A 22,190-nucleotide genomic window follows, 5' to 3' on the forward strand; every position below is an offset into this window, starting at 1 on the left:
ATTGACCTCTCAGGCCGCGTCGACGAACACGATCTCGCTGTCCTCGATCGCGGTGATGCGCAACGTGTCCAGCTCCGCGATCGCGGCGCCGTCGCGCGCGTTCACCCGCACGCCATCGATCTCGACCGCGCCGGTGGCGGGCACGAGATAGGCCTTGCGATCCGCGCCGAGCGGATAGGACAGCGTCTCGCCGGCCTTGATCGTCGCTCCGATCACGCGGGCATTGGTGCGGATCGGCAGAGCATCGTCGTCATTGTCGTAGCCGCTTGCCAGCACCACGAACTGGCCCGCCCTGTCCGCCTTGGGGAACGGGCGTGCGCCCCAGCTCGGCTGCTCGCCGTCACGGGTGGGGATGATCCAGATCTGAAAGATCTGCGTCACTTCATCCTCCATGTTGTACTCCGAGTGACGGATGCCCGTGCCGGCGGACATGACCTGCACGTCGCCTGCTTCGGTCCGGCCCTTGTTGCCAAGGCTGTCCTGGTGGGTGATCGCGCCCTTGCGGACATAAGTGATGATTTCCATGTCGCGGTGCGGATGCGGGGGGAAGCCGGTGCCGGGCTGGATCGTGTCGTCGTTCCAGACGCGCAGATTGCCCCAGTGCACGCGGCGCGGGTCCTGGTAATTGGCGAAAGAGAAGTGATGCTTGGCATCCAGCCAGCCATGGTTCTCGCCGCCAAGGCTCTCAAAGGGGCGCAGTTCAATCATCTCGTGTCTCCTCGGTGGGACGGGGTTTCGTCCGCTTGAGGCCGAGATAAGGCGGCTTGCTTGTCCGGATAAGTCGGATAAGTTCGTCGGGAACGTTCTGGAAAATTGAAATGTCGAACCCTGGCACGCCTACATTCGATCAGCTCCGCATCTTCCTGACGGTCGTCGAGACGGGGAGTTTCGCGGCCGCCGGGCGCAAGCTCAACCGGGCCGTGTCGGTCATCAGCTATGGCATCGCCAATCTTGAGGCCCAGCTTGGGCTCAGTCTCTTCGAGCGGGAAGGGACGAGGAAACCGCAGCTCACGCCCGCCGGTAAAGCCGTTCTTGCCGAGGCGCGAACCGTCTCGACAGGGATCGACGCCTTGCGCGCCAAGGTGAAAGGGCTGCTGGAAGGGCTGGAAGCGGAAGTCAGTCTCGTGGTCGATGTGATGTTGCCCGCCGAACGGCTTGCCCTGATCCTTCGCAGCTTTCGGACGCAGTTCCCGACTGTGTCTCTCCGCCTTCATGTCGAGGGCTTGGGGGCGGTGGCGGCTCTGGTGCTGGAGGGGCGGGCGGACCTCGGCATCGCCGGTCCGGTCGCGGCGCAGATCGAAGGGCTGGAGCGTTGTGCCGTCGGCTCCGTGGCGCTGGTGCCGGTCTCGGCGCCCGACCATCCGTTGGCCAGGGCAGAAACCCTTCTGCCGGGCGCCGCGAGGGAGCATGTCCAGCTCGTGCTGGCCGATCGCTCGCCCCTGACGGAGGGGCGGGACTTCGCCGTCAACAGTGCCCATACCTGGCGCCTCTCTGATCTGGGCGCCAAGCATGCGTTGCTGCGCGAAGGGATCGGCTGGGGCAACATGCCGCTGCCGATGGTGGAGAGCGACCTCGTGGCCGGCACGCTGGTGCGCCTTGCACTGCCCGATGCGCCCGGCGGCCTTTATCGCTTCTCCGCCATCAGTCGCCGGGATGCACCGCCCGGCCCGGCGGCGTCGTGGCTCATGCAGCGCTTCATCGATCTCGGCGCGGAAGACGACCATGGCATCCTGCCGGACGTGTGAACGCAGGGGCGGGCGGCATCCGGCGGCCGCGCCGCTTGTCGCCGCACGGGCCGGACGCTAGGTCGGCCCGAACCACGGGCGCGGGCGGCGAGGGAGGAAAGATGCGGAGAGGACGAGGGACATGAAGGCAGAGACAAGCGATGCGCTGGAAAGGGCACGGGCCTGCTCGCCTTTCCTGGCCCGGTTGATCGCCTCTCATCCCGACCTCGTCGCGCTCGTGAGTGCGGGCGCGCTGGATGAGGCCTGGCAGGCCGCGCGTTCGCTCGCATCAGATGAGCCGGTCGACCGGCGCCTGCGGTCGCGGCGCGGGGCCGTCGCGCTGGTCGCAGCGCTGGCCGACCTGTCGGGTGCGTGGGATCTGGACGCGGTAACGCGCCATCTTTCCGATTTCGCGGACGAGGCGATCGGCGATGCGCTCGCTGCGGCCTTCGCTGAACGCTATCCCGACGACGAAGCGCGCGGCATCGCCGTGATCGCGCTGGGTAAGCATGGCAGCCGGGAGCTCAATTATTCCTCGGACATCGATCCGATCCTTGTCTTCGATCCCCGGACGATCCCCACGCGCGGGCGCGAGGAGCCGCAGGAAGCGGCGCTGCGCCTTGCCCGGCGACTGGTCGCGCTCCTGTCCGAGCGCACTGGCGATGGCTATGTTTTTCGCGTCGATCTGCGGTTGCGGCCCTCGCCGGAAGTGTCTCCGATCATCCTCCCGGTGGACGCGGCGATTTCCTATTATGAGAGCGCGGCGATCGGCTGGGAGCAGGCGGCTTTCATTCGCGCCCGGGCGGCTGCGGGCGATCTCGCGTTGGGCCGCAACTTCCTCTCGGCGATCCGCCCGTTCGTGTGGCGACGCAGCCTTGATTTCGGTGCTATCCGCGCGATCAGCGACGTGTCGCGGCGCATCCGCGCGCATTATGCCAGCGGCCAGCGCTTCGGTCCGGGTTTCGATCTCAAGCGCGGGCGCGGTGGCATCCGCGAAGTGGAGTTTTTTGCGCAAGCGCATCAACTCATTCACGGAGGGCGCAATCCCGCCCTGCGCCAGCCCGCGACCCGCGCCGCCCTGCGTGCGCTTGGCGATGCCGGGCTGATTCCGCCCGATGCGGTGGCGCATCTGGATGCGGCCTATGTGGCCTTGCGGACGATCGAACACCGGCTGCAAATGGTGGATGACCGCCAGACCCACAGTCTTCCGGATTCGGCGGGCGCGCTCCGCAACGTCGCCCGGCTTGCGGGGCTGGAGGAGGGGCAGGAGCTGCTCGACGCGCTGGCGCCCCATGTGGAAACCACGGGTCTGATCTTTGACGGTCTTGTGGGCGAGGAGCCGGAAGGCGACGCTGCTCTGCCCGGCGATGAGCGGGCGCTCGCCGAGCGTCTGCGCGACATGGGCATCGAGGATACGGACCCCTTCGTGCAGCGCATTGCCCGTTGGCGCGACGGCAGCCTGCGCCCGCTGCGCAGCACGGCCGCGCGGGAAGCGCTCGAAGAACTCCTCCCCGGACTGATGCGCGAGATCGCCCACGCGCCCGCCCCGCTGAATGCGCTCAACAAACTCGATCAGGTGATTTCCGGCCTGCCCAGCGCGGTCAATCTGCTGCGGCTGCTGGTCGCCCGGCCCGGCCTGGCGGAACTGCTGGTGCTCATTCTGTCGCACACGCCGGCGCTCGCCGATGCGCTCGGGCGGCAACCCGCTCTTTTCGATGGCCTGATCGATGCAAGCGCACTCGACCTTCCACCCGATGTGCCCGCGCTCGTCGCGGACATGCGCGCGCGGGATACGAGCGAGGACTTCCAGCAACGGCTGGATCATGTCCGCCACGTGGTGAGCGAGCGGCGTTTTGCGCTCGGCGTGCAGATCATCTCGCGCGAGGTCGATCCGCTGGAAGTCGGGCGAGGCTATGCCCGTGTCGCCGAAGCGGCGGTGGACGTGCTCGCCGATGCCGCCATCGCGGAATTCGCCCAGGCCCATGGCCACGTGGCCGACAGCGAACTGGTGATCCTCGCGCTCGGCCGCTTTGGTGGTGGACTGCTCACCCATGCCTCGGACCTGGACGTCGTTTTCCTGTTCACGGGTGATTACAGGTCGGAATCGGGTGGCCGCCGCCCGCTCGGCGCCACGCTCTATTACAACCGGCTTTCGCAGCGCGTCATCAACGCGCTTTCGGTGCCGACGGCGGCCGGCGCCCTGTACGAAGTCGATACGAGGCTGCGCCCATCCGGCAATCAGGGACCCCTGGCGGTCAGCTTCGAGAGCTTCGCGCGCTATCAGGCCGAAAGCGCGTGGACATGGGAGCATCTGGCACTCACGCGCGCACGGCCGGTCTTCGGTTCCGCCGCAGCAAGGGCTGAGCTGGAACGGATCATTGACGAGGCACTGATGCGGCCGCGCGACCCGGCTGCCCTGCGGCGCGACGCCGTGAAAATGCGCGGCGATATTGCGCAACATAAGCCGCCCGCCGGTCCGCTGGATGTCAAGCTGGTGCAGGGCGGGCTGGTCGATCTCGAGTTCCTGATCCACGTGACTCAGCTCACGCATCGCACCGGCTTCTCGCCGAGCCTGAACATCGCGCTGAAGAAGCTGACGGGCGCCGGTCTGCTCGACGCGCGGCTGGTGGGCGCGGCGGACCTGCTCACGCGCTATCTGGTCGTTTCCCGGCTAGTGACGCCCAGTTCCACCGAACCGGCCGCGGAAAGCCGCTGGCTCGTGGCACGGGCATGCGGCGTGGACGACTGGGCCGGCCTGCTTGCCCGAATCGAAGAAGCGCGGCAGGTCATCGGCACGAGCTGGAATCGGCTGGTGGAAGACTCCGCCGCATAAGGTGCCGGTTGCGCATCCGATCATGCAGGGAAAGGACAGGAAATGCTCAGTGAAGGAGACATGCTGCCGGACGTCACGCTGACGGGGGCGGATGACACCCCGATCCGCCTTGGCGACTATCGCGGCAAGCCGCTCGTGATCTATTTCTATCCCAAGGCGGACACCCCCGGCTGCACGACGGAAGCGATCGACTTCACCGACCTCGCAGAGACGTTCGCGGGGCTGGGCGTGCCGGTCATCGCCGTGTCGAAGGACCCGACGGCAAAGCTCAGGCGTTTCGCTGACAAGCGTGGCCTCGCCGTGACGCTCGCTTCGGATGGCGATGGCAGCGTATGCGAGGCGTTCGGGACCTGGGTGGAGAAAAGCCTGTACGGGCGCAAATATATGGGCATCGAGCGCGCCACCTTTGTGGCGGACGCGCAGGGCAAGATCGTGCGGGTCTGGCCCAAGGTGAAAGTGAAGGGTCACGCGGCCGAGGTGCTGGAAGCCGTGAAGGCGCTCGCCTGAGCACGGTGGATTCAAGGGATCCCTGAAGGGGAGCGCGGGCGGCGGCCATGAAGAGCCGCTGCACCGGCGCCCGCGCCTTCACATGGTGGGCGCGGGCTCCGCGTCCGGCACCAATGCGGAGGTTGGAACAGCGGATCGTTCCTCGCCGCTTTCATTCACATTGGCCCGCCGCAGATCACGCTTGTAAGTCGCGTAATCGAATTCCGTGCCGCGGTGGAGCATGCAGCGATTGTCCCAGATAAGCAGATCGCCCTGCTTCCATTTGTGGGAATAGATGAAACGGTCCTGACTGGCGAAGGCGAGCAATTCCTCGATCAGGGCCGCGCCTTCCGCATCATCCATCCCGACCACGCGATAGGCATGGCTGCCGACGAACAGGCATTTGCGGCCGTCGGGACTGATGCGGACCAGCGGCTGCTTGGCGCCCGGCATCAGCTGGCGCAGACGCTCCGTCTCCTCCGGGTCGACGCCGCCCTTGATACGGCTTGCGAGAAAGCTGTGTTCCGCCACCAGATCCTGGATCCTGTCCCTGGTCTCCTGCGGCAGCTGCTCATACACATAGCGCAGATCGACGAACTGGGTGTCGCCCTTTTCCGGCGGGACGATATGGCCGAGCAGCATCGACCATTTGCTGGGCATATCGTTGAACGAGCTGTCCGCATGGAAGATCTCATTGCCCTTCGCGAACTTGGCGCGCAGCGAGGCGGGGTCGACGATCTCGCCGTTCGCATCGAGGTTCGATGCATCATAGAGTTCGGGCGCCATGCGGCCCGGCTGATCCTTGCGCGCGTCATAGCCCGGTGGCAGCTCCAGCGGACCGAAGGCGCGGGCAAAGCGCAGATGGTCGGCATCGCTGATATGGTGCTGGTTGCGAATGCAGACCACGCCGTACTGCCTCATCGCATCTTCGATGAACGTGACGAGGGACGGGTCCGGCTCCTGGGACAGATCCGCGCCAATGATCTCGCCGCCAAAAACGGGGTGTAGCTTACTCACTTCCATGGCTCGTCTCCTGCGTTTCGCGGTCTGGCATGCCCGAACAGACGCAGCGTCCACGTCCGTCCCTGCGCCAGCGAGGCTTGTCACCTATTTATGTGTCTTCTATTAATTCAAGATCGAACCATTTGTAAATATGCTCATCGAGACGGGCCGTATATGAGAATGGGGCCGGAAACGTGTTCCGGCCCCCTCCCTCCCTGATTTGAACCGATCAGAAGTTGCGCTTGATCGTCGCTGCCCAGGTGCGCGGCAGGCCGACGCCGGCCGAGACGGTACTCGAGCTGAAATGCTGGTCGAACAGCGAGGTGTAGTAATATTTGTCCGTCAGGTTCCGCACTTCCAGCGCGAAGGTCCAGTCATTGTCGGCTGTGCGATAAGCGAGGCGCGCATTCATGAGGAAGCGGCCATCGATCTTGTTGTAGCGCGGGTCGTTGATCGCTTCGGCATACATGTGGGACTGATAATCGCCATCCAGGCGGGCTGTGAGCGTGTCGCTGCCGAGCGGAAAGTCATATTGAATGCCGCCGCTCCATTTCCACTTGGGCGTATAGGGCGTGATCATGTCCAGCGTCAGACCGCCCAGCTCGGCTTCGGTCCCGTTGAGTTCGGTATATTCGAAGTCCAGATAACTGAACGAACCATCGATGGTGAAGTGGTCGAAGGGGCGTGCCGTGAACTCCAGCTCCACGCCCTTCACGTCCGCCTTGCCGACATTGTTCGGCTGGAGGCAAGGCGAGATCGGGCAGGCGGAGAGCGTCAGGATGATGTCGTTGTACTTGTTGAAGAACAGCGCACCATTGAGCCGCAACTTGCGGTCGAACAGATCGGTCTTGAAGCCCACTTCATAAGTGGTGAGCGTTTCGGGATTGAACGCCTTGAGCTGATTGTTGGGACTGGATGGCCCGAAGAAGGGGCGCGGGTTGACGCCGCCGCCCTTGTAGCCCGTGGTGACCTGAGCGTAGACCATGGCTGCCTCGGAGAAGCGATAGTCTGCCGCAACGCGCCAGTCGGTGCGTTCGCCCTTGAACGTGTCGCTCACGTCATAGAGGCCAAGCAGCAGGCAGTTGGGATCGTTGCCGATGCCGGTGGGGCCGGCCGTCGGCGCGCCAAGGAAGAAGGCGCAGGGGAGGGGGCCGGGGATGGTCCCGTCGGGATTGCTGCGGAAATAGGTGTACGTCTTCTCATCCCAGCTGTGGCGGATGCCGCCGGAGATGTTGAGGGCGTCCGTCGCATGGAAAGTGCCGTTGAAATAAAGGGCCTTGGACGTCGAGGGCGTGCTGTCGGGGCCGTGAATGAAGTCGATGCCCGCATAATTGAGGTCGACGCGCGCGTTCAGCGAGCCGTCCTGGTCATGGTAGAAGCCGCCAAGTGTATATTCGAACAGCCCTTCTCCAAGGCTGCCGTTGAGGCGGATTTCCTCGCTCCACATCCTGTGCTCAAGGGTCTGGAGCAGTTGCTGGCTTGGCAGGGGAGACCCATCCTCGCCTTGCGCCCATGAGGAATCATAACGGCGATAGGCCGTGATCGACGTCAGTTTGAGCGTCGGCGCGAGTTCGATGTCGATCGTTCCCTGAACGCCCCATCCGTTGAAATGCTGGATCGGATTGACCGCATAGGGCTTGTACGGCGACTGCGATGTCGGCGCCATCTGGTCCTGGAATGTCTCATAGCTGATGAAGCGACGATCATAGCCGGCCGGCGGCGTGTCGCAGCTATAGCGGCCATAAGGCACGAATTTGCAGTCATAGAGGATCGGTGCGCCCGTGATGGTGTTCGCGACCCAGGGCTGCCCGTCCGCATTGGTGCCCGTGCGATTGGTGACCTGGAGGCCCGTGATCGGATCGATCCATGGATTCTGGCCGTTGGCATCGGATGCGGCATGCAGCAGCACGGACGCGCCGGCCTCGGAATTGTCCCGCGTATAGTCGCCCGCAATGTTGATCTCGACGGTCTCGCTGGGCAGCCAGCGCAGGGAGAGCCGCCCGGCCACATAGGATTTGCCGCCCAGCGTCCCCAGTTCGACGCCCTTGCCGGTATTGTTGTTGGACGGCACACCCGAGCCGGGATGCGTCAGGCCGTAATCGAGCCGCGTGACGTAACCGTCCCGGCTCTGCGCGGAGCCGGCGATACGGGCGAACAGCTTGTCGGTGATCGCGAAATCGGCAAAGCCGCGCGCTTCCACGCGGTCGAAGGAGCCATAGGTGACCTGAAAGGAACCCCGGCCGCTGCCGTCCGGCTTGGTGGAGAACAGCTTGATCGCGCCGCCGATGGAGTTCTTGCCCGCAAGCGTGCCCTGAGGTCCGCGCAGCACCTCGATACGGTCGAGATCCATGAGGTCCAGCAGCGAGCCGGTGACGGTCGGATAGTAGACATCATCAACGTAGATGCCGACGCCCGGCTCGAGCGCATAGTTGAAATCGACCTGCCCGACACCGCGGATGAAGGCCACCAACCCGGAGCCGTTGAACTGTCCCTGCGGCTGAAGCGTGACGTTGGGCGCCTGCGCGGCGATGTCGGAGACATTGGTCTGCGCGCGCTGCTCAAGCATCGCCGCATTCACGGCCGTGATGGCGATGGGTGTATCCTGCAGGCGGGTTTCGCGAAACTGCGCGGTGACGATGATATCCGTGGGATCGGCGCCAGGATTGTCCTGTGGCGTGCTTTCCCCCTGAGCCCACGCCGGCGCCGCGATAACAGTGGAAATCGCAAGCAAAGCTGTACTACATGCGTGTTGAACCCGCATATCCCCTCTCCTCTGTTGTCGGCAATATTGCTGTCTCGAACTGGACTTTCGCCGACTATTGTTGTTCTAGCATGGCTGTATGTGTCTAGTAAGTAACACGGCTGTGCTCGGAAGGCCGTTTTCACGCGATGAAATGGACAAAATCAATAAAACTTGCGTGTCGCAAGACCCACACGGGCAGGGCCGCACTCGTTTGCTGTGGGGATCCAGCCGCTCCCTTCTTCAGGAGATTTCATTCAGATGATTGATATTGGCGTTACGCATGTCGGCAGTCTGCCTCGTGGCCCGGAGCTCACGCCGCTCCTCATCGCCCGTGACCATGGCGAGCCTTATGATGTCGAGGAATTCGACCGGGTCGTTCAGGCGGCGATCGATCAGGCCGTTGAGCGACAGGTCGCGTCCGGCGTCACGATCGTGTCGGATGGCGAACTGGGCAAGGTCGGCTATTCGACATATATCATCGAGCGTCTTGAAGGTTTTGGCGGACATAGTCCCCGCAAGCCCGCGCTGGACCTGGCTCCTTATCCCGACCTGCGAAAGAAGCTGGCGGCGATCATGGGAGATCAGGAGTTTACGCGCGCCTCCTGCATCTCTCAGGTGAAGCTCAAGAATCTTGACCCTTGCCACGAGGATATTGCCCGCTTCTCGAAAGCCATCGAGCGCAAGGGCGACGGCGTGCGTGGTTTCATGAACGCGGCTTCGCCGGGGCTCATCACGGCTTTCCAGCCCAACGCTTATTATCCCACTCACGAGGCCTATCTTGCCGATCTCGTGACGGCGATGCGTCCGGAATATGAAGCGATCATTGCCGCGGGATTCGATCTGCAGCTCGATTGCCCGGATCTCGCCATGTCCCGCCACACGGGCTACCAGGACCTCTCCGACGAGGATTTCGTGAAGGTGGCCGAGGCGAATGTCGAGGCGCTCAATGCGGCGACAGAAGGACTGCCGCGCGATCGCCTGCGGATGCATATCTGTTGGGGCAATTATGAAGGGCCGCATGATTGCGACATCGATCTTGCGAAGGTGTTGCCGACGATCCTGCGCGCGCGCCCCGGCACGCTGCTTTTCGAGGGTGCCAATCCGCGCCACGAGCATGAATGGGCGGTGTGGCGCGACGCAAAATTGCCGGACGATGTCATTCTGGCACCGGGCCTGATCGACAGCTGCTCCAATTATGTGGAGCATCCCGAACTGGTCGCGCAACGCATCGAGCGCTTTGCGGCGTTCGTCGGTCCCGAGCGCGTGGTCGCCAGCACGGACTGCGGCTTCGGCACGTTTGCCGGCTACGGAAAGATCGACCCGGAAGTTGCCTGGAAGAAGCTCGCCGCGCTCAGCGAAGGCGCGCGCATTGCTGCTGCGAGGCTCTGACGACGCGTGTCATTTGCGTAGGGGGCAGGCCCCGGTAGCAACACAGAATATCGGGAATTGCAGGGGGGGGGGCAGATCCGACTTTGCCCCCCTCGTTCTTTACCAAGCCAATAGCCAGTCTCAGGTCGCTGCCGCCGCCTTCTTTCTCAGCTGGGAAGGAGCCGTCTCGTCGAGGAACATCGCCACCACGCCCGAGACGATGGCGAGGCCGAGCATGATCCAGAGAGGCGCGGAAAGGTCGGTGGCGTCGGCCGCCATGCCCGCGAGCACAGGCGAGAAGACGCCGCCCAGCACTTCCGCCACGCCCATGGTCAGGCCAAGCGCCGTCGCGGCATGCCTTGGGTCCACGCTCTCCGAGGGAACAGTGGCCATGAACATCGGGAAGATGCCGTTCATGGACCATCCGATGAAGAACAGCAGCGCCATCACCCATGCGGGGCCGTGATAATAGATGGCAGCCAAAGGCAGGATGATGCCGACAAAGGGCATGACGATCATCACCGGTCGCCGGCCGATCCGGTCTGAAAGCCCTGCCACGGCGAAGCTCGCGACGGCGGCGGAGATTCCCAGCGTGCCCATCAGCCAGCCCATGGTCTCGGGCGCGAAGCCCCGCATCCGGGTGAGGAAGATCGGCATGAAGGCCCAGCAGATCACCAGATAGGAAACCAGCAGCACGCCCAGCGCCACGCAGATGAGGATGTTGCGACGGAGTAGCACGTGCAGTGTGCCATGCTTCTCTTCCATCATGCCCGGCCGGGCGCGGGGTGGCGGCGCGGCTTCATCGATGAGCCACCAGAGCAGCAATGCGCTGATAATGCCGGGAATGCCGGCAAGATAGAAAGCCGATCGCCAGCCGAATGTTTCGGCGAAGAGCACAAGCAACACCGGAGCCGCGAACGATCCCAGCAGGCTGGAGCCCAGATTCTGCGCCACGCCCTGCGCGATGCCGCGACGCTCAGGCGCCACGTCGCTGGCGATCATGGCATGGCTGATCGGCATGATGCCGCCTTCGGCAGCGCCCATCAGCAGTCGTGCGCCGAGCAGCATGGCGAAGGACGAGGCGAGGCCGCTGAGAAAGGAGCAGAGCGAAAAGGCAAAGGTGGCGAGGATCAGAAGGCGTTTGCGACTGCCCAGCATGTCCGACAGTTTGCCGATCCCCAGAGCGGCCAACGCCCAGGTGAGCGAGAGGCCGCTTGCCAGCGCGCCCACCTGCGTATGGGTGAGCTGCAACTCCGGCTGAACGAACGGCATCAGGAAATTGAGCGCGTTGCGATCGAAGAAGACGATCCCGAAATTGAGGCTCAGCAATGCCACAAGAAGGATCTGATAACGCGGGGAGCGCGTGGTACCCGGCGCTGTGGGCAGATCGGACGACATCAACCTTGCCTCCGGAAAGAGCCTGTTCGGAAGGAGCGGTATCCTGGCCTTTGCATCATGACTGTCCTCCCACGCGGGCCGGGGCGGTCTCCCGCAGGAAGGTCGCCACCACGCCGCTCACAAGGGCAAGCGCGATCAGCATCCAGAGAAAGGCGGAGGGGCCAAAGGCATCATTCAGGACGCCACCGATCGGCGGACCGAACACCCCGCCCAGGATCTCGCACGAGCCCATCGCCAGGCCAAGCACAGTGGCATGGTGGCGCGCATCGACGCTCTCGGACGGGATCGTCGCCATGAAAATGGGGAAGATGCCGTTCACGGCCCAGCCGATGAAGAAGATCGCCGCCAGCACATAAGCTGGTCCGTCGAAATAGAGCGCGCCCAGCGGCCCCAGCACGGAGAGGAAGGGCAGGGCCACCATGACCGGCTTGCGCCCGATCCGGTCGGAAAGGCCGGAGATCAGAAAGCTGTAGAGCGCGGCGGCGAGGCCCAGCGAGCCCATCAGCCAGCCCATCGACGGACCGTCCATACCGCGCTGTTGCGTGAGATAGAGCGGCATGAAGGCCCAGGTCGTCACGAAATGCGCGACCATGAGGACGCCGACCACGACGCAGATGAGGATATTGCGGGTGCCGAGCGCCTGCCTGATCGTCATTCGGTCAGCGGCGTTGGCGGGAGAAGACGGCCGCTTCGGTTCATCCAGCGCGAACCAGATGATGATCGCGCTCAGGATGCCCGGGATGCCCGCCAGAAAGAAGGCCTCGCGCCAGCCGAACGCGGCCGCGAACGGAATGAGGATCACCGGCGCGAGGAAGCTGCCGAGCAGGTTGGAGCCGAGATTCTGAGCCACGCCCTGCGCCAGTCCGCGCCATTTGGGCGAGACTTCCGTGGCCACCATGGCGTGGCTGATCGGCATCACCCCGCCTTCTGCCGCGCCCATCAGCAGCCGGGCGCCGAGCAGGAAGGCGAAACTGGACGCAAGGCCGGTCAGGAAGGAGCAGAGGGAGAAGGCGATCGTGGAGAGCACCAGCAGCATCTTGCGGTTCCCGATCGTGTCGGAAAGCTTGCCGATGCCGAAAGCGGCAATGGCCCACGTAAAGCTGAGCCCGCCCGCGAGCAGGCCGATCTGCGTCTGCGTCAGCCCGAGTTCGGGCTGAACATAGGGCATCAGCACGTTGAGCGCTTGCCGGTCGAAGAACACGATGCCGAAATTGAGGCTGAGCAGGCCGACGAGCCACGACTGATAGCCTGCCCCGCGCCGCCCAGCGCTTTCCTGATTCCCCTCCACGCCCTCTTCTCCGGTCAGGCCTGTTCTGATTCTCCTATCTGTGTAGATGTTTCGCGCATCTTTCCAGTGCTATTTCCTGGTGAAATAGGCCACCGCGCGAAACTCGATGCTCTCGCGCACATGCGCATCGGCGCTGGTGCGGTTCTCGAAGGCGCAATGCAGCGCGCGCCAGGCACGGCGATGATCGCTGTCATGGAATTTTATGAGGATGACCTCCTCCCGATGCATGTCCGGATACCACCACCAGCGATGCGCCGGGCTGGCATGGAACAGAGCGCTCGCCCCGAGGGTCTCCTCCCCGGGGATGGGTGCTGAGAGCTCTTCGTCGCTCGGCAATGCTGGAACGTCGATCTTGACGTTGCGGATTTCCGGATCGTCCCGCGTACTCTCGAAATCGCACAGGGCGAGCGGCCAGTCCTGCGGCGGATCGGACAGGGGGCGCCAGACGCTGAGGATGAGAAAGCGCCGCAAGGGCGGTCCATCCGGCCGGGCGCGACGGTAGCGGTTCTGCGCGATACGATGCGCGGTCGGCGTGTCGAAATCGACATGCGCGCGGGCGGCGGGGCGCTGGATGCGGCCGTCGGGGCCGGCGCTCGATCGAAGCTCGGCGCCCATCGGCAGGACGAGATCAGCGCCGGTCCTTTCCTGCACGATCCGCACGATTTCCTCGGCATAGGCGCTTGTGGGGCTGGCGGCCTCGCGTGGGTCGGCCACGAGGGACGGGCGATGCAGCAGTTCGAAACCATGGGTGTCCAGCGCCGGGGCCGGCGTTGCCGTTCGGGCGTTTCGCAGCGTGACTGGCACGTCCACGAAGCGGCCGGTGGAAAGCCGCCCGTCCGGTGCCCAGTAGAAGCGATTGATGTGCGAATCCGGCGCGAGATAGCCGATGGTGGCTCCGAGCTGGTCCCGCGCCATCGGTCTCAGGCAGCGGGGCCGAACATGGCCCGGATGTCATCGGGCACGCGCTCGGCACGCATCCCGCCCGGACGCTCGGCATCGCGGACGGTCCACACGCGCTTCTCGGTGCCCTCGACGCAGGGGTGCCCATCCTTCAGCAGGCGGTGACGGATGGTGAAGGAGGAGTTGCCGAAATCCGGCGCTTCCACTTCCAGCACCACATCGTCGCCATAAGCGGCGGGGCGCATGAAACGGGCCGACACATCGACCATCGGGAAGCCAACGACGCCGCGCGTCTTCACCATGTCCCTCTTGCGCACGCCCAGCGCCTTCTCGAACAGCATGATGGTGCTTTCGCCGAACATCTCCAGGAAGCGTGGCGCGTAGACGATGCCCGCCGGATCGCAATGGCCCCATTCGATCCGATAGGGGCGGGAGAGGAAAGGCGTGAACGCGCGCGGCTCGTCGGTCATGGGGCGAAGTCCAGTCCGCCGATCCGTTCCGCGAACCGCCAGCCCTCGGCGGTCTTGCACAGGCGGTCCGTATAGGTTCCGATCAGCGGGCCGCTGGGATCGCGGATCGGCAGGCCACCGTCCGGGTTCGCGGAGCCCTGATAGAGCAGGATGATGCTCTTTGCCGTCGCTTCCGTCTCGCTGATCACGTCCACCACGACATTGGAGACGACATGACGCGCGGCCCGGGCGGGGCGGGCGAGAAAAGCGGCGAGGATGGCATCGCGACCGATGACCGGCTTGTCCGGCGCGCTGGGGCGGGCCATTTGCCCATCCTCCGCATAGAGCGCCGCCACCGCTTCCCAGTCCGCCGCGTCGTTGAGCAGCGTATATTGGTTGATGAGCCGGGTGCAGTCCCACTCGATCGCGCGGCGGGTGATTTCGTCGAGGGCCATGCTCATGCCTGCGCGGTTTCTTCGGGCAGCAGCTCCGTATCGATCTGCGTTTGCGGCCCGGCCGGGTAGCGCGGGCCGGCGACGGCACCCGGCGCGAAGATGGCATCGACCTGCGCGATGGCATCGGCCGGAAGAGAGAGGTGCGCGGCCGCGACATTCTCCTCGAGATGCGCGATGGAGCGGGTGCCGGGAATGGCGATGATGCCCGGCGCGCGCGCGAGGACCCAGGCGAGGCTGAGTTGCGCGGGGGCGATATCGAGCTCTGCCGCCAGCGCATTGAACCGTTGGGCGAGCTCCAGATTATGGCTGAAATTCGGCTCCTGGAAGCGCGGCATGGGGATGCGGATGTCGCCGGGCGCGAAATTCGTGTCCGTGATCGAGCCGGCGAGCATCCCGCGTGCCAGCGGCGAGAAAGCGACGAAGGCGATGCCCAGGTCTCGGCACGCCTCCAGCACCGCCACTTCCGGGTTGCGGACCCAGGGAGAATATTCCGACTGGACCGCCGCGATGGGGTGCACCGCATGAGCGCGGCGGACGGTCGCCGCGGACATCTCGGACAGGCCGATGGCGCCGATCTTGCCGGCTTCCTTCGCGCGGACCAGCGCGCCGATCGACTCCTCGATGGGGACGTTCCGGTCGAGGCGATGCATGTAATAAAGGTCGATATAATCGGTGTTCAGGCGCTCGAGCGAGCGCTCCAGCGAACCCGCGATGGTCTCCGGCCGCCCGTCGAGCACGCGGTTGCCGTCGATCAGATCGAGGACGCATTTGCTCGCCAGATGATAGTCCTGCCGCCGGTGGCCGACGGCCTTGGCGAGCAGAGTCTCGTTCTTGCCCCCGCCATAGAGCGCGGCGCTGTCCAGATGCGTCACGCCGATGTCCAGCGCGTGGTTGAGCAGCCGGATCGCATCCTCCTCGCTCGGCGAGACGTCATAGGCGTGGCTGAGGTTCATGCAGCCCAGGCTGATGGCGGAGACGGCGATCCCGCCGAGCGGGCGCGTGGGGAGGGGCGTGGATGGCAAGGTCATGCGGGGCTTCTGTCCCCGGTCATCCCAAAAATCAATGTCGGGATGCATGGAACGCGCTGCGCGGGGGATGAAGCGCCCGCGCAGAGGGGGCTGGAAGAGCGTTCGCAGGGGCGACACGTTTCCGACGGGTGGCTGAGGCCGCGAAAAGGGCGGATAAGCTGGGCTGGCGCGGGATGAGACGGGAGAATTGGCGGACAGATCAGGACATATCTTCAGGGGGTGCCAGCAGGAAGGTCGAACTGCTGCTCGACCCACTGCCAGAAGGCCCTTGAGCTATGGGCGACCGACTGCGCCGCGATCCTATATTGTTGGACGTTGTCGCGCACGCGGATCACTGGCCAATCCGCCTGATTGCGCGAGTTTTCGGTGCGAAAGGCCGCCAGAAGCCGCGTTCCCTGAGCCAACAACTCGGGTTCGGCCTTGAGCTGCGGGTCGGTCTCCAGCGCGTTGCCCAGACGGGCGAATTCGAGGACCAGATCGCGCCGAAGCATCACGAATTCGCTTGCAGTGCTCGGTTCGAGCCGGGGGCCAAGCTCGACGATGCGCTTCTCCACAGCCGCGAACGACTTGAGGGCATCGGTCAGTACGGCGCCGGCGCGCATGGCATTCCTCTCCTTCGATGCCGGCCCGCCTTGTCGGGGTGCCGGGGCCATGTTCGTGGCCTTCTATTGTCTCTTTGTGACGGTTCCACCGCCATGATGCAATGACGGCGTGCCCGCCGCCAAGAAAAAAGCCTTGCCAGATTGCTCCGGCAAGGCTTCCGTTTCATTCCGGTGCAGGTTTTCAGCCCTGCTTTTCGAGCTGGACCTCGAGTTCGCCCAGCACCCGATAGCAATCGAGCACTCTGGCCACCGACGAATTGGGCTCGCGACCTTCGCGGATCGCTGCGATGAATTCCCGATCCTGCAGTTCGATTCCGTTCATCGACACATCGACCTTGCTGACGTCCACGGGTTCTTCCTTGCCGGTCACCAGATCGTCGTAGCGCGCGATCCAGGTGCCGTTGTCGCAGATGTAGCGGAAGAAGGTGCCGAGCGGCCCGTCATTGTTGAACGAGAGGGACAGGGTGCAGATCGCGCCCGTCTCGCTCTTGAGCTGGATCGACATGTCCATGGCGATGCCGAGCTCGGGATGGATCGGCCCCTGCACGGCATTGGCCTGCACGATCTTGCCGGCCCTGATAAGCGAACAGGTCCACCGTATGCGCGGCATGGTGCCAGAGCAGATGGTCCGTCCAGGACCGCGGCTCGCCCTTGGCGTTCATGTTCTTGCGGCGGAAGAAATAGGTCTGCACGTCCATCTGCTGGATGGCGAGCTCGCCGGCCACGATCTTGTTATGGATATACTGGTGGCTCGGGTTGAAGCGACGAGTGTGGCCGACCATGCAGACGAGGCCGGTTTCCTGGCTCTTCTTCATCACCGCTTCGGCATCGGCCCAGCTGTCCGCCAGCGGGATTTCCACCTGAACATGCTTGCCGGCATTCATGCAGGCTATGGCCTGCTCGGCATGCATCTGGGTGGGCGTGCAGAGGATCACCGCGTCGACATCGTCACGGGCGAGCGCTTCGGAAAGATCGGTGCCGCTGTGCTTCGCGCCATATTTCGCGGCGACTTCCGCGGCCTGTTCGGCTTTGCGGCTGATGATCGAGACGATCTCCACGCCGTCGATATTCTTGAGGCCGTCGAGATGTTTTTCGCCGAATGCGCCGGCGCCTGCGAGAGCTATTCTCATGGGGCAGTCCTTTCACATGAGCGCCCTCTCACCTGCAGGGAGAGGGCCGGGAAGGGGGATTGCGAGGAGGGGAGGAGCGGGCTGACGCCGCAGCGTGGCCGACCCCTCTCCCAACCCTCTCCCCTCGAGAGGGGAGAGGGTCAGTGGACGATCAGGCCTGGGCCAGGCTGTGTCCGCTCATCACCTTGCGCGGTTCGAGCGGCGTTCCTGCGGTCTCTTCCGGCTGCAGAATCATCGCGCCGAGCGCGGTGTTGGAGGCCGGGATATGGTAGAAGGTGTAGAGATCCCGCACCTTCTCCGGCAGCGCGCCGCGCATGATGAGCCACATGACCAGCTCGATGCCTTCCGATCCGCTTTCACGCAGATACTGGATGTGCGGCATCTTGCTCAGCTCCTCGGGGTCGCTGATCAGCTTGTCGATGAAGTTCAGGTCGAACTCCTTGTTGATGAGGCCGGCGCGCGGGCCCTGGAGCTGGTGGCTCATGCCGCCGGTGCCCCAGACATGGACGTTGAGGTCTTCCGGGAAGCTCTCGACCGCGGCGCGGATGCTGTCGCCGAGCGCGAAGCAGCGCTTGCCCGACGGCGGCGGATAAGTGACGACATTGACCGGGAAGGGGATGACCTTGCACGGCCATTCCTCGGGCTCGCCGAAGATCATCGAGAGGGGCACGGTGCAGCCATGATCGACGTCCATCTGGTTCATGATGGTCATGTCGAATTCGTCGAGGATCAGACTCTGGGCAATGTGCCAGGCAAGGTCCGGATGGCCCTTCACGTCAGGCACCGGGCGCGGACCCCATCCCTCGTCGGCGGGCTTGAACGTTTCCGCGCAGCCGATCGCGAAGGTCGGGATGATGTTCATGTCGAAGGCCGAGGCATGGTCGTTATAGACCAGGATCACGACGTCCGGCATGTTGCCGGGCTGCTTGATCCAGTCGCGGATCGGCTGGTAGCCCCGGAACACCGGGCCCCAGTAATCATTGTCGCTGGTGCCGGTCTGGATGGCCGCGCCGAGCGCGGGAATGTGGCTGGACGTGATGCCCGTGGTAACGCGTGCCATATCAGTAGCCTCCCTTGATCGAGCGCACACCCGCGGGCGAACGGCCGCCATCGATCATCATCTGTGCATATTCTTCCTGGGTCATGCCGGTCATCGAGCCGGCGGCGAACTGGAAGCTCTTGCCGTCGGTCGAGAACAGCTTGGACAGGAAATAGACATTCCCGCCCTCGTCGATCATCGCGTTGTAGTCGCGGGCCAGCACGGCGGCCTTGGCGGCGGGCGTGAGGTTCCACTCGTCCAGATAGGCGCTCTCGTCCGCCTTGAACCGCTCGCGGTTCTCCGCCTTCATCAGGCTCATCGCGAACTGGTTGAGGTTGTAGCCCTTGCGCGCGCGCTGGGCGGTGAACACGCGGGTGCCGGGAATGTCGTCAAACTCGGCGAGATAGGCGTGAACGTCGATTCTCTCTTTCTTCTCGGTCATATGGTCCTCTCTAGAGCCCGCGGGCCTTCAGCTTGGCGTCGAGACGCGGGAAAACGCGGCGGGTATTGCCCTCAAAGATGGCGTGGCGTTCCTGGTCGGAGATGTCGAGCGCATCGATATAGCGCTTCGTGTCGTCGAAATAATGGCCGGTGGTCGGGTCGATCCCGCGCACGGCACCGACCATCTCGCTGCCGAACAGGATGTTCTTGTTGTCGATCACGTCGGCCAGCAGGTTGATGCCCGGCTGATGGTAGACGCAGGTATCGAAGAACACGTTGTTCATGAGCAGCGTGTCGAGGCTCGGCTGCTTGAGCATGTCAGCCAGGCCCCGGAAGCGGCCCCAGTGATACGGCACCGCGCCGCCGCCATGCGGGATGATGAAGCGCAGGGTCGGGAAATCCGCGAAGAGATTGCCCTGCAGCAACTGCATGAAGGCGATGGTGTCGGCCGCCAGATAATAAGCGCCGGTGGCATGCATCGCCGGATTGCAGCTGCCCGAGACGTGGATCATCGCCGGCACGTCGAGCTCGACCATCTTCTCGTAGAAGGGATACCAGAATTTGTCCGTGAGCGGGGGGTGCTTGAAATGGCCGCCGCCAGGATCGGGATTGAGATTACAGCCGATGAAGCCCAGCTCGTTCACGCAGCGCTCCAGCTCCGCGATGGAGCTCGTCATGTCCGCTTCGGGCGACTGGGGCAGCATGCACACGCCCGCGAACGTCTCAGGGAAGAGGTCCACCACGCGGGCAATGAGATTGTTGCAGGCCTGCGCCCACGGGACCGCGACCGACTGATCGCCGACATGCGGGGCCATGGCCGAGGCGCGGGGGCTGAAGATCGTCATGTCCGCGCCGCGTTCCTTGATGAGGCGCAGCTGATTGGCCTCGATCGTCTCGCGGATCTCGTCGTCCGAAATCTCGGGATAAGGCGGCGCGGGTTGCCCGGCCTTGAAGGCGGCCTTCTGCTGCTCGCGCCATTCGTCATGCGCCTTGGGCAGCACCGTGTAATGGCCATGGCAGTCGATGATCATCGTCATTCGGTTACCTCTCGTGATCGTCTCTGTATTTCTTCATTGTCGGTCTTCCCTTCCTCGCCCCGGAACTGATCCGGCGTGTGGAAAGGGCTTTCTCAGTCCTTCATGCGGCGCTCCTGCCGGCCGGGTTCGACGTCCGTTCGGGATGCCGTTCGTCCAGCAGGGCGAGCTTGGCTTCCAGATCCTGCGGCATGTCCGCCCCGGCGAGCAATGTGCCCATCGCCCGCTGGCGCGCCACCGTGCCGCGCGTCATCAAGGGATCGATGCCCAGCTCCGTCAGCGTCGCCACGACTTCTTCCATCTCGGCCGCGCGGCGCGTGCCATGAGCCAGCATGCGATCGAGATTATAGTCCGCCTTCTGCGGCCAGTCACCGCCGAGCGAACGCAGCACGCCGTCCGTCACGCCCGCCGCGCGGGCCGCGAGCAACATCTCGGCGGTGAGCGCCTCGATGCCCTTGACCATCACCGAGCGGACCATCTTGGTCGCGCTCGCCGCGCCGATGGAGGGGCCGCAAGGCTGCACTTTCGAGAAGCCGATGCTGCGCAGCATGGCTGCACCATCATCGCCATGCGGGCCGCTCACCAGCAGGGGCGCCGTCAGCGCGGCGGGCTGCACGGGGGACATGACCGCAACATCCACATAGCGCCCGCCAGCCGCTTCCAGCACGGCGGCATTGCGCGTCTTGGTGCCAGGGGACACCGAATTGAGATCGCAGAACAGCGCCCCGGGCGGGATGTCCCGCGCTGCCGCCTGCGCGGCCGGGGCGGCCTGATCGGCCGTGACGAGGCTAAGCACGATGTCGGCGCCATCGAGCGCCTGCGCCAGCGTCTCGCAGCCGATGACGCCGTGCGCGGCATAAGCGGCGCGCATGGCAGGCGCCGTCGCGGGATCGAGCGTCTTGATATCGAACACGCGCACGGTCGCGCGCCATTCGCCGGCGGCGGCAAAGGTTCTCCCGGCTTCGCCAAAGCCGATCAGGGCAATCCTCGGACTCATGCATCCTCCTTGGCGTCTCGCGCGCGCGAGCGCAAATTTGAACGCGCCGGTGGCTATAAGGTCAGGCGAATGGTTCGGCTGCAGCCCTGTCCAGCTGCGCAATGAAATCGGCCTGCGCGGGCGAGGGGCGCCACTGGGCGCGCGTGGTGATGCCGATGGTGCGATCGAACTGGCCGGGCGGCTCGCCGAGCGAGACCAGCCAGCCGGCCTGCCGCTCCACCGAGACCTGGTCCGGCGCGAGCAGCGTGAGGAAATCGGTCTGCATCAGAATCTCGCGGATCATCATAACCGAGCCGCACTCGATCGGCACGATCGGCGGATCGAGCCCGGCGGACCGGAACATGGCCTCGAACCCCGTGCGCAGCGGCGCGCCCGAGGAGGGCACGATCCACGGATAGCGGGCGAGTGCGGCCAGCGGCGGGAGCGTCGGCGCGTCCGCATCCCCGGCCAGCGCGGCGATGGGATGGCCGGCGCGGGCGAGCGCGATCACGCCGGCATGGAAGAGCGGGCGCTGTACCAGATCGGGCCCCGGCGGCGGCTCGCGCAGCGCGCCGATCATGAAATCGATGCTCCCGTCGCGCAGCGGCTCGGTGAGTTCGCCATGCGACCCTTCCACGATGACGATCTCGACGTCCGGATGCGCGGCATGGAAGCGCGCCAGCGCCATGGGCAGCACTCGTGCGCGGGAAAGCGGCATGGCGCCGATAGTGAGACGCGCGACGCCCGGCCGGTTCTCGCCCAGCGCTTCGCTCAGGCCCGCTTCCAGCTCGCTGCGGGCGAGGCGGAAGGCGCGGGCCGTGCGCCGGCCCGGATCGGTGAGCGCGATGCCGCGCCCCCGCCGCTCGACCAGCGGACGGCGCAGGATTAGCGCAAGATCGCCCAGCGCGCGGTGCAGCGTGGGCTGGGACAGGCCGGTGCGCGCGGCCGCCGCGGCATAGCTGCCGGCATCGGCGACCGCGAGGAACGCGCGCATCTGGGCCGTGGTGACGCGGTGCGAGCCGATCAGCGCCAGCGCCCGCTCGATCCGCGCGGCGAGCGCGCGGGCGGGGGGCAGGGGCGTCATGCCGTCGGTGCGCCGCTCGAAGAGCTGCAGCTCCAGCAAGGACTCCACCCGCGCGATCGCCTGAGTGACGGCGGGCTGGGTCAGGTGGACTGTGCTGGCGGCGGCGGAAACGCTGCCCCGGCTCACGACGGCCGCGACCGCCGCGAGGTGGCGCAGATTGAAGGACCAGGGCGTCAGCATCGGGGCGGACTTAGCAGCAGCTTATGGTCC

General features: G+C 64.9%; 19 protein-coding genes and 1 pseudogene. 4 read left to right on the forward strand and 16 right to left on the reverse strand.

Translation table 11 applies throughout. The features are described from left to right. Positions 1-9: 9 nt before the first annotated feature. Positions 10-708 (reverse strand): pirin family protein, encoded by a 699-nt coding sequence (locus HNP60_RS05720; RefSeq protein WP_184050030.1) that lies wholly within the window; start codon positions 706-708, stop codon positions 10-12. A 110-nt stretch (positions 709-818) separates the two neighbouring features. On the opposite strand from HNP60_RS05720, the gene HNP60_RS05725 reads away from it, so the two are divergent. From HNP60_RS05725 to bcp, 3 genes are all read left to right on the forward strand, one after another. Further along, positions 819-1,745, forward strand: coding sequence for a LysR family transcriptional regulator (locus HNP60_RS05725; RefSeq protein ID WP_184151311.1), 927 nt, complete (start codon positions 819-821; stop codon positions 1,743-1,745). A 121-nt stretch (positions 1,746-1,866) separates the two neighbouring features. After that, entirely contained in the window at positions 1,867-4,557 is a 2,691-nt protein-coding gene (locus HNP60_RS05730) for a bifunctional [glutamine synthetase] adenylyltransferase/[glutamine synthetase]-adenylyl-L-tyrosine phosphorylase (RefSeq protein ID WP_184151314.1), read from the forward strand. 42 nt (positions 4,558-4,599) lie between these two features. After that, complete coding sequence (bcp, locus tag HNP60_RS05735; RefSeq protein WP_184151316.1) at positions 4,600-5,064, forward strand: thioredoxin-dependent thiol peroxidase; 465 nt, start codon at positions 4,600-4,602, stop codon at positions 5,062-5,064. A 78-nt stretch (positions 5,065-5,142) separates the two neighbouring features. Here the strand turns inward: bcp and HNP60_RS05740 are convergent, their stop codons facing one another. Together HNP60_RS05740 and HNP60_RS05745 are read right to left on the reverse strand one after the other, a co-directional pair. Beyond that, positions 5,143-6,066, reverse strand: coding sequence for a TauD/TfdA dioxygenase family protein (locus tag HNP60_RS05740; protein ID WP_184151319.1), 924 nt, complete (start codon positions 6,064-6,066; stop codon positions 5,143-5,145). Between the two features lie 208 nt (positions 6,067-6,274). Further along, positions 6,275-8,806, reverse strand: coding sequence for a TonB-dependent receptor (locus HNP60_RS05745; RefSeq protein ID WP_014075566.1), 2,532 nt, complete (start codon positions 8,804-8,806; stop codon positions 6,275-6,277). Between the two features lie 240 nt (positions 8,807-9,046). Between HNP60_RS05745 and HNP60_RS05750 the strand changes: the two genes are divergently transcribed. Beyond that, positions 9,047-10,177, forward strand: a complete 1,131-nt coding sequence (locus tag HNP60_RS05750; RefSeq protein ID WP_221414631.1) for a cobalamin-independent methionine synthase II family protein — start codon at positions 9,047-9,049, stop codon at positions 10,175-10,177. Positions 10,178-10,297: 120 nt separating this feature from the next. On the opposite strand, the gene HNP60_RS05755 is transcribed toward HNP60_RS05750, so the two are convergent. The 13 genes and pseudogenes from HNP60_RS05755 to HNP60_RS05815 form a co-directional block, all read right to left on the reverse strand. Continuing rightward, the gene (locus tag HNP60_RS05755; RefSeq protein ID WP_184151322.1) at positions 10,298-11,554 is read right to left on the reverse strand and encodes an MFS transporter; all 1,257 of its coding nucleotides are present in this window, start codon (positions 11,552-11,554) and stop codon (positions 10,298-10,300) included. A 55-nt stretch (positions 11,555-11,609) separates the two neighbouring features. Further along, positions 11,610-12,842, reverse strand: a complete 1,233-nt coding sequence (locus HNP60_RS05760) for an MFS transporter (protein ID WP_184151325.1) — start codon at positions 12,840-12,842, stop codon at positions 11,610-11,612. A 69-nt stretch (positions 12,843-12,911) separates the two neighbouring features. Then, the gene (locus tag HNP60_RS05765; protein ID WP_184151328.1) at positions 12,912-13,757 is read right to left on the reverse strand and encodes a CmcJ/NvfI family oxidoreductase; all 846 of its coding nucleotides are present in this window, start codon (positions 13,755-13,757) and stop codon (positions 12,912-12,914) included. Between the two features lie 5 nt (positions 13,758-13,762). Further along, the gene (locus HNP60_RS05770) at positions 13,763-14,212 is read right to left on the reverse strand and encodes an acyl-CoA thioesterase (protein WP_184151331.1); all 450 of its coding nucleotides are present in this window, start codon (positions 14,210-14,212) and stop codon (positions 13,763-13,765) included. Then, positions 14,209-14,652 (reverse strand): nuclear transport factor 2 family protein, encoded by a 444-nt coding sequence (locus HNP60_RS05775; RefSeq protein ID WP_184151334.1) that lies wholly within the window; start codon positions 14,650-14,652, stop codon positions 14,209-14,211. The genes HNP60_RS05770 and HNP60_RS05775 overlap by 4 nt, the downstream gene beginning before the upstream one ends. After that, positions 14,649-15,674, reverse strand: coding sequence for an aldo/keto reductase (locus tag HNP60_RS05780; RefSeq protein WP_184151337.1), 1,026 nt, complete (start codon positions 15,672-15,674; stop codon positions 14,649-14,651). The genes HNP60_RS05775 and HNP60_RS05780 overlap by 4 nt, the downstream gene beginning before the upstream one ends. 212 nt (positions 15,675-15,886) lie before the next feature. Then, a complete protein-coding gene (locus tag HNP60_RS05785; protein WP_014075574.1) occupies positions 15,887-16,276 on the reverse strand; it encodes a hypothetical protein in 390 nt (129 codons plus the stop codon). A 181-nt stretch (positions 16,277-16,457) separates the two neighbouring features. After that, a pseudogene (locus tag HNP60_RS05790) lies at positions 16,458-17,406 on the reverse strand (Gfo/Idh/MocA family oxidoreductase). Between the two features lie 151 nt (positions 17,407-17,557). Beyond that, complete coding sequence (locus HNP60_RS05795; protein ID WP_184151339.1) at positions 17,558-18,466, reverse strand: class III extradiol dioxygenase subunit beta; 909 nt, start codon at positions 18,464-18,466, stop codon at positions 17,558-17,560. A gap of 1 nt (position 18,467) precedes the next feature. Then, positions 18,468-18,887, reverse strand: a complete 420-nt coding sequence (gene ligA / locus HNP60_RS05800) for a protocatechuate 4,5-dioxygenase subunit alpha (protein WP_014075577.1) — start codon at positions 18,885-18,887, stop codon at positions 18,468-18,470. Positions 18,888-18,897: 10 nt separating this feature from the next. Beyond that, positions 18,898-19,923, reverse strand: a complete 1,026-nt coding sequence (locus tag HNP60_RS05805; protein WP_184151342.1) for an amidohydrolase family protein — start codon at positions 19,921-19,923, stop codon at positions 18,898-18,900. Between the two features lie 100 nt (positions 19,924-20,023). After that, entirely contained in the window at positions 20,024-20,917 is an 894-nt protein-coding gene (locus tag HNP60_RS05810) for an NAD(P)-dependent oxidoreductase (RefSeq protein WP_184151345.1), read from the reverse strand. A gap of 61 nt (positions 20,918-20,978) precedes the next feature. Beyond that, positions 20,979-22,160, reverse strand: coding sequence for a LysR family transcriptional regulator (locus HNP60_RS05815; RefSeq protein WP_184151348.1), 1,182 nt, complete (start codon positions 22,158-22,160; stop codon positions 20,979-20,981). Positions 22,161-22,190 lie beyond the last annotated feature (30 nt).

Source organism: Sphingobium lignivorans, from assembly GCF_014203955.1.
In the GTDB taxonomy this organism is placed as follows: Bacteria; Pseudomonadota; Alphaproteobacteria; order Sphingomonadales; family Sphingomonadaceae; genus Sphingobium; species Sphingobium lignivorans.